The organism is Lysobacter korlensis (genome assembly GCF_042434515.1).
The window spans coordinates 586064-598784 of record NZ_JBHLTG010000004.1; the positions used below are offsets into that span (position 1 = coordinate 586064).

At 70.0% G+C, this 12721-nt stretch carries 11 protein-coding genes; 8 read left to right on the plus strand and 3 right to left on the minus strand.

The features are described from left to right. Positions 1–79: 79 nt before the first annotated feature. The gene (gene glnE / locus ACFFGH_RS19075; RefSeq protein ID WP_386671175.1) at positions 80–2905 is read left to right on the plus strand and encodes a bifunctional [glutamate--ammonia ligase]-adenylyl-L-tyrosine phosphorylase/[glutamate--ammonia-ligase] adenylyltransferase; all 2826 of its coding nucleotides are present in this window, start codon (positions 80–82) and stop codon (positions 2903–2905) included. A gap of 24 nt (positions 2906–2929) precedes the next feature. Here glnE and ACFFGH_RS19080 read toward each other — a convergent pair whose 3' ends face one another. Beyond that, positions 2930–3898, minus strand: a complete 969-nt coding sequence (locus ACFFGH_RS19080) for a mitochondrial fission ELM1 family protein (protein WP_386671177.1) — start codon at positions 3896–3898, stop codon at positions 2930–2932. A gap of 100 nt (positions 3899–3998) precedes the next feature. On the opposite strand from ACFFGH_RS19080, the gene ACFFGH_RS19085 reads away from it, so the two are divergent. From ACFFGH_RS19085 to ACFFGH_RS19110, 6 genes are read left to right on the plus strand one after another with little or no spacing between them, the layout of a single operon-like run. Continuing rightward, positions 3999–4589 (plus strand): malonic semialdehyde reductase, encoded by a 591-nt coding sequence (locus ACFFGH_RS19085; protein WP_386671179.1) that lies wholly within the window; start codon positions 3999–4001, stop codon positions 4587–4589. A 19-nt stretch (positions 4590–4608) separates the two neighbouring features. After that, positions 4609–5214 carry a YceI family protein gene (locus tag ACFFGH_RS19090; protein ID WP_386671181.1) on the plus strand — a complete coding sequence of 202 codons (606 nt, stop codon included), beginning with the start codon at positions 4609–4611 and terminating at the stop codon, positions 5212–5214. A 10-nt stretch (positions 5215–5224) separates the two neighbouring features. Next, positions 5225–5938, plus strand: a complete 714-nt coding sequence (locus ACFFGH_RS19095; protein ID WP_386671182.1) for a pirin family protein — start codon at positions 5225–5227, stop codon at positions 5936–5938. A 55-nt stretch (positions 5939–5993) separates the two neighbouring features. Continuing rightward, positions 5994–6191: a zinc-finger domain-containing protein gene (locus ACFFGH_RS19100; RefSeq protein ID WP_386671183.1), complete on the plus strand. Its 198-nt coding sequence runs from the start codon at positions 5994–5996 to the stop codon at positions 6189–6191. A gap of 56 nt (positions 6192–6247) precedes the next feature. Beyond that, entirely contained in the window at positions 6248–7375 is a 1128-nt protein-coding gene (locus ACFFGH_RS19105; protein ID WP_386671184.1) for a glycosyltransferase, read from the plus strand. Then, positions 7356–8687 (plus strand): O-antigen ligase family protein, encoded by a 1332-nt coding sequence (locus ACFFGH_RS19110; RefSeq protein ID WP_386671303.1) that lies wholly within the window; start codon positions 7356–7358, stop codon positions 8685–8687. Before ACFFGH_RS19105 ends, ACFFGH_RS19110 begins: the two co-directional genes overlap by 20 nt. 75 nt (positions 8688–8762) lie before the next feature. Here ACFFGH_RS19110 and lpxL read toward each other — a convergent pair whose 3' ends face one another. Continuing rightward, on the minus strand, positions 8763–9701 hold the full coding sequence (gene lpxL, locus ACFFGH_RS19115; protein WP_386671186.1) for an LpxL/LpxP family Kdo(2)-lipid IV(A) lauroyl/palmitoleoyl acyltransferase: 939 nt from the start codon (positions 9699–9701) through the stop codon (positions 8763–8765). Positions 9702–9804: 103 nt separating this feature from the next. On the opposite strand from lpxL, the gene waaA reads away from it, so the two are divergent. Further along, positions 9805–11169 carry a lipid IV(A) 3-deoxy-D-manno-octulosonic acid transferase gene (gene waaA, locus ACFFGH_RS19120; RefSeq protein ID WP_386671188.1) on the plus strand — a complete coding sequence of 455 codons (1365 nt, stop codon included), beginning with the start codon at positions 9805–9807 and terminating at the stop codon, positions 11167–11169. 88 nt (positions 11170–11257) lie between these two features. On the opposite strand, the gene ACFFGH_RS19125 is transcribed toward waaA, so the two are convergent. Beyond that, a complete protein-coding gene (locus tag ACFFGH_RS19125; protein WP_386671190.1) occupies positions 11258–12661 on the minus strand; it encodes a TolC family outer membrane protein in 1404 nt (467 codons plus the stop codon). Positions 12662–12721 lie beyond the last annotated feature (60 nt).

The following is a 12721-nucleotide window of genomic DNA, read 5'->3' on the forward strand; positions in this document are numbered from 1 at the left end:
GGCATCCGCTCGCATGCCATCGCGCCCCGGCGCCGCGTTGCCGCATGGCGCTGCACGGGCCGCGTGCCATCATCCGGGCATGCAGCCTGTCGAATCGAGCGCCGTCGAGGCGCGACTTTCCCGAACGCTTGCGCGCCTGCGCGAGGCCGCGCCGCAGGCGTTTGACGATGCCGTGTTCGCGGCCCGGTGCGAGCAGCTTGCCCGCGCAAGCGATTTCGCAGCCGAAACCCTGATCCGCCAGCCGGCCCTTCTGCAGGCGCTGGCCGCTGACGCGCACGCACCGATGGACGCGCCCCCCGGGCTTGATCCGGACCGGCGCGACGATTGGCCGATGCTGCTGCGTCGGTACCGCACTGCCGAGTCCACGCGTCTGATCTGGCGCGACGTGCTGGGCATCGACGATGTCGCTGCAACGCTGGCCGGCAGCACCCGGCTTGCGGAAGCCTGCCTGCAGACCGCGCTCGATGCGCTCGAGCACGAGTTCACCCGCCGCCATGGCGTGATCCGTTGCCGCACCGACGACGGCAGCCTCGGCGCCGTGCAGCGGCTGGTCGTGTTCGGCCTCGGAAAACTCGGTGGCGGCGAGTTGAATTTCAGCTCCGACATCGACCTCGTCTACGCCTACGAAGACGACGGCGAGTCCGACACGAGCGACCACCCCGGCGCGCGCCCGCTCGATGCGACGACGTACTTCACCCGCCTCGGCCAGCAGCTCGCAAAGCTGCTCGACGAGATCACCGCCGACGGCTTCTGCCATCGCGTCGACCTGCGCCTGCGCCCGTATGGCAACGCCGGTCGAATTGCCTGGTCGTTCCCAGCGATGGAGCAGTACTTCCAGCGCGAAGGGCGCGACTGGGAGCGCTATGCGTGGCAGAAGGCGCGGCCGGTTGCGGGCGACCTCGAGGCCGGCGAGCGCTTCCTCGAAGCATTGCGGCCGTTCGTCTACCGGCGCTACCTGGATTTCGGCGCACTCGACGGCCTGCGCTCGATGAAGGCCGCAATCGCGGCCGAAGTCGCGCGCCGCGAGCTGGCCGACGACATCAAGCGTGGGCCCGGTGGAATCCGCGAGATCGAGTTCCTCGTGCAGGCGCTGCAGATGATCCACGGCGGCCGCGAGCCGTCGTTGCGCAGCCGCGCGCTGCTGCCGTCGCTGTCCGCGCTGGTCGATGCAAATCACGTCAGCGAGGACACCGGCGCGATGCTCGTCGATGCCTACCGCTTCCTGCGCCGGCTCGAGAACCGCGTGCAGATGCTGCGCGATGCGCAGACCCATGCGCTGCCCGAAGCGCCGGAGGACCGCCTGCGCATCGCGCAGGGGCTCGGCTATCGCGACTGGGGCGAGCTGCTTGAAGCGCTGGACGGCCACCGAGGCCGGGTCGCAGCCGAATTCGACGCGCTGCTCGCACCGCAGCGCGGCGCCGCCGTGCCTGACGCGCTGGCCGTGTACTGGCATGCATTGCCCGACGCCGGTGACGCCGCGGCGCTGGCCGCGGCCGGCTTCGTCGAGGCCGGCAACGCCGATTCGCTTTTGCGCGATCTTGCGCGCAGCCCCGGGGTACGCGGGCTGTCCGACAGCGCGCGCGGCCGGCTCGATCGCGTCCTGCCCGCGCTGCTGCAGGCCGCCGCCGCCTCGTCCGCGCCGATGCTGGCGCTGCGCCGGTTGCTGGCACTGCTGCACAACATCCTGCGCCGCAGCGCGTACCTGGCGTTGCTCGACGAGCAGCCGGTCGCGCTGTCGCGGCTGGTCGAAGTGGTCAGCCGCAGCGCGCTGCTGGCCGAGCGCCTCGCCGCGTATCCGCTGCTGCTGGACGAGCTGCTCGATTCGCGCGTTGCCGGCCCGCTGCCGGACCGCGCGCAGCTGCTCGCGGCCTGCGACGCGGTCGGCGCGGCCGGCGACACCGAGGCCACGCTGCAGGCGCTCAACGAAGTGCGCCAGGCGCTCAGCTTCCGCATCGCGATGGCCGTGCGCGACGGGCGCCAGCCCGCCACCGAAAGTGCGCAGCAGCTCGCCTGGTTGGCCGACGGCGTGGTGCGGCGCGTGCTCGAACTGGCACGCGACGAAATCGCACCCGCGCACGGGGAAGTGCAGGACGCGCGCTTCGCCGTGCTCGGGTACGGCAGCCTCGGGGGCGAGGAGCTCGGGTTCGGTTCCGACCTCGACCTGGTGTTCCTGTACGACGCGCCCGCCGACGCACAGTCGGACGGCGCACGCCCGCTCGACGCGCCCCGCTGGTTCGCGCGGCTCGCGCAGAAGGTCGTCGCGCTGCTCGGTGCGGTGACCGCCGCGGGCCGGCTCTACGACGTCGATGTGCGCCTGCGCCCCGACGGCGCGAAGGGGCTACTCGTGTCCAGCCTGACGAGTTATGCCGACTACCAGCGCGACCGCGCATGGACCTGGGAGCACCAGGCGTTGGTGCGCGCGCGCTGCGTCACCGGTGACGACTCGCTGGCCCTGGACTTCAAGGGCGTGCGCGCCGGGACGCTGGCCCGCGTTCGCGAGCCCGCACGCGTGCTCGACGAAGTGGCGGCGATGCGGCGGCGCATGCGCGCCGAGCTGGACCGCAGCGATGCAGCGCTGTTCGACCTCAAGCAGGGGGCGGGCGGGCTGGTCGATCTCGAGTTCCTGCTGCAGGCGCTGGTGCTGATACATGCGCACGCGACACCGGCGCTGCTTGAAGCGCGTGCGACGCCCGCGCTGATCAGCGCGATGCAGCAGCAGGGCCTGCTCGACGCCGCTACTGCGAGCTCACTGCACGAGGCGCATGCCGCGCTGCTGTCGGCCGGGCTGGAATGCACCCTCGACCGTCGCCCGCGCCGCGCCGCGCTGAGCCCTGCGATCGAAGCGGCGCGCGCCGCGATCACGGGTGCGTGCGTGCAGCACGGGCTCGTGTTCGATCCGCACTGACCGCGTCGCCCGCGGCTTACCGGCTCAACGGCCGCGTGCCTGCAGTCGCTGCCGCACCTCGGCCGCGACCCGCGCGGTTTCGCGCAGCGGCGCGCATTCGAACATCTCCAGGCCGTCTTCCAGCCGGCGCACACGGCCGCGCTGCAGCAGCTGGTCGACGAAGCGGCGCGGACGGCCCTGCAGTGCATCGGCGCCGGCGACGAACACGGGCGCGGTCGTCGCGCATGCCTCCGACAACATGTTCACCGAATCGGCCGTACACACGATCCCGTCGGCCCAGCCGAGCAACCCGGCATACGGATTCGCCCCATCGGCCTCGCCGGTCCAGACCTGGTGCGGCGCCTGGCCGAACCAGGCATGCAGACGATCCCGCACATCTTCCGGCGTGCGACGCGATGCGGTCGCGAGGATGCGGCCACCGCGTTCGGCCGCCCAGTGGCGCAGTGCTGATGCGATAGGCTCGAATGTGGCGGCATCGATGCGCGCATGAGCGCTGGTGCCACCGGCCAGAAGCGCAAGCTGCGGGCCGTGCGAATACCGCAGCGAATCGAAACGCGCACGCGCCTGTGCAAGCCACGCCTCGTCCACCGGATGCAGGCTGCCCATCAGCGTGATCACGTTGCCACCCGCGAGGCCGTCGTGCTCCGGCGCGACCACGATGTCCCAGTGCATCGGCGAAATCCTCGGATCGAGGATCTGCACGGCGAAGCTGCCACGCCCGCGCAGCACGCGCGTTGCGAGCGCGGCCTGCCGGCCACAGCCGATCGCGAGCGCTGGCGGCTGTGCGAATGCGGCTTCGAACTCCGCACCGAACGCCGCTGCCGACGACGGCAGCATCCGGGGCGCGAGCCATCGCCATGGCGCACGCGACTGCAGCGTCCAGTCCCTGGCCTGCACGTCGAGGGCGGCCGCAAGCGCCTGCGCCTGCCGCACGTTGCCTGCGTGGCCGTCGGTCAGTGTCCAGCAATCGGGGGCATCGGCGAATCGTTGCACGCGTGCGCAGGTCCGTTCCGGCCGCGCCGGCGTCGCATTAACGCGCAGACTCTACACTTGCCCGGTTGCCGCGCCCACGCGGCGTTTCCAGGAGATCCTGATGTCGCGCAGCCTGCCTTCCGAATCGCTAGACCAGCTGTTCCGCACCGCCCGCACGCACAACCGGCTCGGTGGCGAGGTCAGTGACGAGACGCTGCGCGAGCTCTACGACCTGCTGAAGTGGGCGCCGACCACGGCCAACACCAACCCGGCGCGGTTCGTCTTCGTCAAATCGCCCGAGGCGAAGAAGCGGCTCGAGCCCGCGCTCGATGAAGGCAACCGCGAGAAGACGATGACGGCGCCGGTCACCGTGATCATCGGCCACGACATGGGGTTCTACGAAAAGCTGCCGTACCTGTTTCCGCATGCGGATGCGAAGTCGTGGTTCGACACCTCGCCCGAAGAGGCGCTGCAGACCGTCGCGCTGCGCAACGGCAGCCTGCAGGGCGCATATCTGATTCTCGCGGCACGTTCGCTCGGCCTGGACTGCGGCCCGATGTCGGGCTTCAACAACGCCAAGGTCGATGCCGAATTTTTCGCCGGCACGCGCATTCGCTCGAACTTCCTCGTCAATCTCGGTGTCGGCGATCACTCGGCGATCTTCCCGCGCTCGCCGCGCCTGCCGTTCGACGAAGCTGCCCAGATCCTCTGAACCCACCGGAGTTGCGACCATGCTCAAGCGCCTTGTTCTCGCCGTCTCCCTTGCCGCCGCCAGCACCATCGCGATCGCGGCGCCGGTCACCTACAAGATCGATCCGAACCACACCGACGTAATCGCGAGCTGGAGCCACATGGGCTTCTCCAATCCGGTCGCGCACTTCGGTCAGGTGGACGGCACGATCACCTACGATCCGAAGAACGTCGGCCAGTCGTCGGTCAACGTGACGATCCCGCTGTCGGGCATGAATTCGCATGTCGAAGCGTTCGATGCGCACCTGCGCAAGGCCGAGCTGTTCGACGCCGAGAAGTTCCCGAACATCACGTTCCGCAGCACGAAGGTCGAGGCCGCCGGTGAAGGCCGCCTGCGCGTCATCGGCGACCTGACGGTCAAGGGCGTGACCAAGCCCGCCGTGCTCGAGGTGAAGCTCAACAAGATGGGCGAGCACCCGATGGCCAAGCGTCCGGCGATCGGCTTCGATGCCACCACCACGCTCAAGCGCAGTGACTTCGGCATCGCCTACGCCGTGCCGGCGGTCAGCGACGGGGTGCAGATCCGCATCACCACCGAGGCGCTGGCGCCGAAGGCGGATCAGGGCACGGACAAGAAGGCGAAGTAAGGACGCGGCCGTGATCATCGAACGCCCATCCGCCGCGCGCGGCCACGTCAGCACCGGCTGGCTCGACAGCCGGCACACGTTCTCGTTCGGCCAGTACTACGACGCGGCCTGGATGGGCTTCGGTCCACTTCGCGTGATCAACGAAGACCGCGTCGATCCCGGCGCGGGCTTCGCGCCGCATCGGCACGCGAACATGGAGATCCTCAGCTACGTCGTCAGCGGTGCGCTGTCGCACCGCGACAGCAGTGGAGGCGGCGGCGTGATCGGCCCGGGCGAGCTGCAGTGGATGAGCGCCGGCCACGGTGTGGAGCACAGCGAGTACAACGCCTCGAACAGCGAGCCGGTGCATTTTGTGCAGATCTGGATCCAGCCGGCCCGGCTCAACCATGCGCCGGCCTATGCGCAACGGCCGGCCGATCCGGACGAGGTGCATGGGCGCTGGATGCTGCTGGCATCGCCGGATGGCGACTCGGGGAGCGTGCCGATCCGCCAGCAGGCGCGGCTGCGGTGTGCACGGCTCGACGCCGGGGACACGGTCCAGCACGCGCTGGATCCGGCGCGCATGTACTGGCTGCAGGTCGTGCGTGGCACGGTCGAAGTGGGCGGCGACACGCTGCAGGCCGGCGACGCGCGCGGCTATTTGGACGAGTCGATTGCGCTGCAGGTCGCGCATGCGGGCGAGGGGCGGGCCGAAGTGCTGCTGTTCGAGCTGCCGCGCGACTGAGCGGCGCGGCGCGGCTGGTAGACTGCGCGCCTCGCGTCACGCCAGCCAGAACGCCATGACCGCAGCTTCCGATCGTTCCAACCAGCCCAACGCCCACAAGCGCGTCGTCGTGTCCCGCGCCGATCTGCCGATGAGCTGCCCGCTGCCGGCGGTCGAACTGTGGAATTCGCACCCGCGCGTGTACCTGCCGCTCGAGGCCGAGCGCGAATGCGAATGCCCGTACTGCGGCACGCTGTTCGTCCTGGAAGACTGACGCGCGCCCTCGGTGGCGGCTGCCTGCGCTGAGACCCGCTTCGCCGTGCCGGCCCCGTGCGCCGGCTGACCGTCGTCCAGCTGCTGCCCGCGCTCGAGTCGGGCGGCGTTGAGCGTTCGACGCTGGAGATCGCCGACGCGCTGGTGCGCGCCGGGCACCGCGCGATCGTCGTATCCGCCGGTGGCCGTCTGGTGCCGACGTTGGAATCGGCTGGCGCCGAGCACGTCACGCTCGACATCGGACGCAAGTCGCCGTGGACGCTGCGGCATACCAGCACGCTGAGGCGGCTGCTGATGGCCGAACAGGCCGACATTGTCCACACGCGTTCGCGCCTGCCGGCGTGGGTCGGCCGGCTCGCACTGCGCGGCATCGTGGCCGCACGCAGGCCGCGCTGGGTGACGACCGTGCACGGGCTCAATTCGCCATCGGGATACAGCCGCGTCATGGCGAGCGGCGAGCGCGTGATCTGCGTATCGACGACCGTGCGCGACTACGTGCTGCGCCATTACTCGGACACCGAGATCGGCCGCCTGCGGGTAATTCCGCGCGGGATCGATCCGGCGATGTTTCCGTCGTCCCCACGGCCGAATGCCGATGCCCGCGCCTGGGCGGCCGCGCAGCATCCGGCGCTCGCGGGCGAGGGGCCGCTGCTGCTGCTGCCCGGTCGAGGCACGCGGCTCAAGGGCCATGCCGATGCGCTGGCGCTGCTGGCGCGGCTGCGCGCGGGCGGCTGCGATGCACGGCTGTGGCTGCCCGGTGCGCGCGAGGGCGGTCGCGAGGATTACATCCGTGAACTCGAGGCCGATGCCGGCCGGCTCGGGGTCGGCGCGCAGGTCGCGTTCACACCGCCGACTTCCGCGATCGCACGGGCATATGCCGCATGCGACCTGGTGCTGCAGCTCTCGCGCAAACCCGAGGCGTTCGGGCGCACGGTGATCGAAGCGCTCGCGGCCGGGCGGCCGGTGCTCGGTTGGGCGCACGGCGGTGTCGGCGAATTGCTCGCCGAGCTGCAGCCCGCGGGTGCCGTCACGCCGTTCGATCCGGATGCGCTGGCATCGGCGGCCGGCGCGCTGCTCGCCCACATGCCGCCGCTGCCCGCCACGATCCCGCACACCCTGCGCGCGATGCAGGACGCTACGCTTGCCGTCTATGCCGAACTCATCGATGTCGAACGCGGCCACTGACGCCGCGCCCACTTCCGGCTGGCGCTGGGCTCCGGCCTGGGTGCTCGCCTATGTCGCGCTCTGGCCGGCGCCCGGCTACGCCGAGGGCGTGCTCGTGCTCGGCGCACTGGTCGCGATCGTCATGCTGCTGGTGTCGCGCTTCCGCGGCGGCACGCGCCTGCTCAGCGGGCCAGCCTGGGCGCTGACCAGCGTGCTGTTCTTCGCCTACTGGCTGCCGGAGCTGGTGTCGTCGTTCGACGCGGTCGACCGCGGCCGCGCGCTCGGCGAAGCCGCGAAAGACCTGCGCTACCTGCCATTCCTCTGGCTTGCGGCCTCGGCGGTCGCAAGTGAAACGGGGCGCCGGCGCACATTTGCCGGCTTGGCGATCATCGTCGGCATCTGGACGCTGGATGCGCTGGCCCAGGCGGTCACGGGCACGAGTCCGCTGTTCTTCGGCATCGACTCGATCAAGCAGTCGATCAGCGGCCGCGGCATGTGCAGCGCCGAGGAGGTTGCCGCGGTCGATCGGCTCAGCGGCGTGCTCGGGCCCTGCAACCTCAAACTCGGGCAGGTGATCGCCAGCCTGTCACCGTTCGTGCTCTACGCGGCCGCGCGCCGTGTCGGCATCGCGGGCTGGCTGGTGGCTGCGGCGGCGGTCGGCGTGGTGATCGTGCTGGCCGGCTCGCGTGCATCGTGGATCACCTACGCACTCGTGCTGGTTCTGTCGGGCTGGCGGCTGCTGGGGTGGAAGAAGCTGCTCGGCGTGTTCGCATTCGGCGCGATCGCGCTCGCCCTGCTGACCTGGTCATCGCCGCAGGTGCGCCAGCGCATCGAGCGCACCGGCCATGCGCTGGCCGCGAACGAGCAGGGGGTCGACAGCGCGCTGGCAGGACGCACCCGCATCTGGGGCGCCGCGGCCTGCATGGCGCGTTCGCATCCGTTCAACGGCGTCGGCGCGCGTGGCTTCCGCGAGGCATTCCCGGCCTGCGATCCCGCGCCCGGTGAAGTCGCCGCCTGGGGCGAGGGCCCGGCGCTGCATGCGCACCAGATCGTGCTCGAGGTGCTCAGTGAGACCGGCGCGTTCGGACTGCTGCTGTGGCTGGCCGGCGCCGCACTCGCGTGGCGAGCCTGGCGGTTCTCCGACGCACAGGCCCATGAGCGCGCGCGACCGGCGCTGCTCGCGCTGGCGGTGACGGTGTTCCCATTCAACACGCACCTCGCGTTCTATTCGACGTTCTGGGGCGGCCTGACGCTGTTGCTCGCTGCGCTGTACGCGGGAAGCCTGCTGGCCCACGAGAACCGCCCCGACGGGGCGGCGGCACCGCGAACCTGACGGGCCGGCAGAGGCGTCGGCCGCCAGCGGGAGACATCACAAGCCTGGGTGGCAGCTGCTTGGCTGCCACGCCACCTAGTACGGCCCGGCTTCTCCCTGCGGCCGCCGCTTGAAACGCCGGTGGATCCACAGGTACTGGCTCGGCGCCTCGCGCACCATCGCTTCGATCGCGGCGTTCACGCGTGCGCTGTCGGCGGTCGGGTCCTTGGACGGGAAATCCTCGAGCGGCGGCGCGATGCGCAGCACGTACCGGCCTCCTTCGCGCCGATGGAAGAACGGCACCACCGCGCAGCCGGTCAGCCGCGCGAACTGGTGGGTCGCGGTGATCGTCGCGGCCGGCACGCCGAAGAACGGTGCGAACACGGTGTCCTTGCCGCGCATGTCCTGGTCCGGGGCATACCAGAGGAAACCGCCCTGTTTGAGGTGGCGCATTGCAGGGCGGATGTCCTCGTTCGTGAACATCGCGCTCGCGTAGTTCAGCCGGCCCTGCTTGACCGCCCATTCCATCACCGGGTCGCGATAGCGGCGATACATGCCTGCCAGCGGCACGTGGTCGCACAGCAGCCGTCCGCAGATCTCGAGCGTCATGAAGTGGCCCGAAACCATCAGCACGCCGCGCCCCTGCGCCTGCAGCGCGCGCAGGTGTTCTAGCCCTTCGATATGCGCCGACGCGCGGATCACATCGACCGAGCCCCACCAGGCGCGTGCGAACTCGAACAGGCCGATGCCGAAGTCGCGGAACGTCTCGCGCAGCAGCGCCTCGCGCTCGGCCTCGGCCATCTGCGGAAAGCACAGCGCAAGGTTCACCGCTGCAGCGCGACGGCGGCTGCCGGCAAGCCAGTAGGCCAGCGTGCCCAGCCACGCGCCGAGCACACGCTGCACACGCCACGGGATGCGTGCGGCAAGCCCGAGCACACCGATGTCGAGCCACATCGGAAGGTGTGCGAACAACGGCGGCCGCGGGCCGGCGCTTGCAGGCCCGGCGTCGGGAGAGGAGGAAGCAGAATCAGCCATCCGCCGATTCTATCGGCCGCAGGGTGCGGGCCATGCATCGCGCAGGTCGCATCCCGCGAACGCCGCTGGCCCGGCTGCGGGCGCGAGCGCTTATCCTTGCCCGATGCGGACTGATCCGATCGAACGCCTGCTGCGCGCCGTGTATTCGGCCGCGCTGTACGTGCTCGCGCCGATCACGATCTACCACCTGATCTGGCGCGGCTTCCGCCAGCCCGCGTATTTCCAGCGCTGGAACGAGCGCTACGGCGTCTACCACGACGCCCCGCACGCGAGCACGCTGTGGATCCACGCGGTCTCGGTCGGCGAAGTGAACGCCGCCGTGCCGCTGGTCAATGCGCTGCGACGCGGCCGGCCGGACCTGCGCCTACTCGTCACCACGATCACCCCGACCGGTTCCGAGCGCGTGCGTGCGCTATGGGACAACGAGGTCGAACACGTCTATCTGCCATACGACCTGCCCGGCGCCGTGCATCGGTTCCTCGCTCATTTCCGCCCGCATGCGGCGCTGATCATGGAGACCGAGCTGTGGCCGAACCTGCTGTTCGGTTGTCGCGATGCCGGCGTGCCGTCGTTCATCCTCAACGCGCGCCTGTCGGAGCGCTCGCTGCGCGGCTATCGCGTGCTCGCGCCGCTGGTGTCGCGCGCGTTGCGCACGGTGCAAACGGTGGCCGCGCAATCGTTGTCGGATGGCGTGCGCTTCGTACGCCTCGGCGCGCGCAGTGAGCAGGTGGTCGAAACCGGCAACCTGAAGTTCGACGTCGCAGTGCCCGATACGCTCGACGTGTTCTCGGCCGAATGCCGCCGCCACGCCGGCGAGCGCCCGGTCTGGATCGCGGCGAGCACGCATGCGGACGAGGAAGCGGCCGTCGTCGCGATCCACCGCCGCCTGCGCGAACGGTTTCCGGATCTATTGCTGCTGTGGGCGCCGCGCCATCCCGAGCGGTTCCGCATTGTTGCCGACCACGCGCGCGCCGCAGGCTGGGGCCTGTCGACACGCTCGCGCGGTCGCTGGCCACAGCCGGACGATGCGGTGTTCGTGATCGACACCCTGGGCGAGCTGATGCAGTTCTATGCCTGCGCGAGCGTCGCGTTCGTCGGCGGCAGCCTGCAGCCGATCGGCGGTCACAACCTGCTCGAACCGGCAGCGGCGGGCACCCCGGTAGTGACCGGTCCCCACCTTCACAATTTCGCCGAGATCGCGCGTCGTCTAGACGAGGCCCAGGCGCTGCGGATGGGTGCAGATGCCGACGCGGTCGAGCATGCGATTGCCGGTCTGCTGGCCGACGAGAACGCCCGCCAGGCGATGGCGCGGGCCGGCCATCAGCTCGTCGAAGCAGGGCGCGGCGCACTCGCGCACACGCTCGCACTATTGCAGCCGGCGCTGCCGCCGGCGTGGCCGGCGGATCGCGAGCGCCGCGGAAAGACCGCCGATGTCACCAGTGTCCGACGGGATGGAACGGCGCGGTAATCGGTCGGTGGCGCTGGCGAGGAAAACAAAAAAGCGCGCCTCACGGGCGCGCTTTTTGTTTGGCTGAAGCCCACGGTGCGCCGATCGGTCAGCGCACCACAGGAACCAGTTCGACATCCGGTTCGGCCGTCAGCAGGCGGTTGACCTCACGAACGTCCTCGACATCGAGCGTGCCCGCGGCCTGTTCCAGCAGCAGCCGGTTCTGCAGGAAGCGGTAACGCGCCTGCGCGAACGCCTGCTGCGCATTGAACAGCGCCTGCTGGTTGTTCAGCACGTCGAGCACCGTGCGCGTGCCGACCTCCAGGCCGACCTGCGAAGCGTCATACGCGCTGCGGGCCGACACCAACGCAAGGCGCCGCGCCTCCACTTCGCTGATGCCTGCCACGAGCGTCTGGTACGCGTTGCGCGTGTTGCGCACGAGCGCCCGCTTCTGCTGCTCGAGCTGCTCCTCGATGATGTCGCGGCGCGCGATTGCTTCGCGCACCTGTGACTGGATCGCGCCGCCGGCGTAGATCGGAACCGACAGTGTCAGGCCGACCTGGGCACCACGGCCGGTGTTCTCGAAATCGTCGACGACCGACGACAGATTGTTGGTCGAGTTACCGGAGGTATTCGAGTCCGAATATCCGCCGCTCGCGTACAAGGTCGGCCAGTGTCCAGCGCGTGCTGCAGAGACGCTCTCTTCTGCTGCTCGCACCTGTAACTGCAGCGCGCGCAGTCCCGGGTTGGTACCGACCGCAGTCGCCACCCATCGGTCGACGTCCTGAGTAACCGGGAGTTCGGGCTGAAAATCCTCGGGGAGCGCCTTGAGGTTGGCCACCGGCTGACCGGTGATCTCGACCAGCGCCTGATACGCGTCCTCGACCGCGTTGCGCGCGAGGATCGTGTTCGCGCGCGCAGTGTCGAACTGAGCCCGCGCCTCGTGCACATCGGTGATCGGTGCGAGCCCGACCTCGAGGCGCTTGGATGCGAAATCGAACTGCTTCTGCAGCGCGCGTTCGGCGGCTTCCGCGGCAGCGAGCGTCTCAAGCTGCACAAGCACGTTGAAGTACGCGGCCGAGGTGCGAGTAATGAGCCCATCGCCCGCCGATTCGAAAAGGAAATCGCTCGCTTCGGCAAGCGCACGCTGGCTGCGCAACTGACCCAGGCGGGTGCCATCAAAGATGGCCTGCTGCACGTTCAGGCCCAAGCGACGGGCCGTCTGCTCGCTGGTGCTCTCGCCGCCCGAAGGGAACCGTTGGCCGCCGACGATCTGAGGGCCCTCGCTGTCCGACCGGCTCCGCGTGTAGCTGGCCTCACCCCCAATCTGCGGCAACAACTGCGCGCGCGCCTGCACCGCGCCTTCGCGCGTAGCCAGCCGCTGGTATTCGGCCTCCGACAGCTGCGCATCGCCGTTGCGGGCCAGCTCGTAGGTCTGCAGCAGGTCGGTCGCGGCGGCCGTGGTCGGCAGCAGGGCGACGGCGAGGGCCAGGACGAGGTGGCGGCGCATCATGCGGGATCCTTCGGTCTCTTATCGGGCAGCCGTTGCGCCGGGCGCGACGGGCTGCACCGG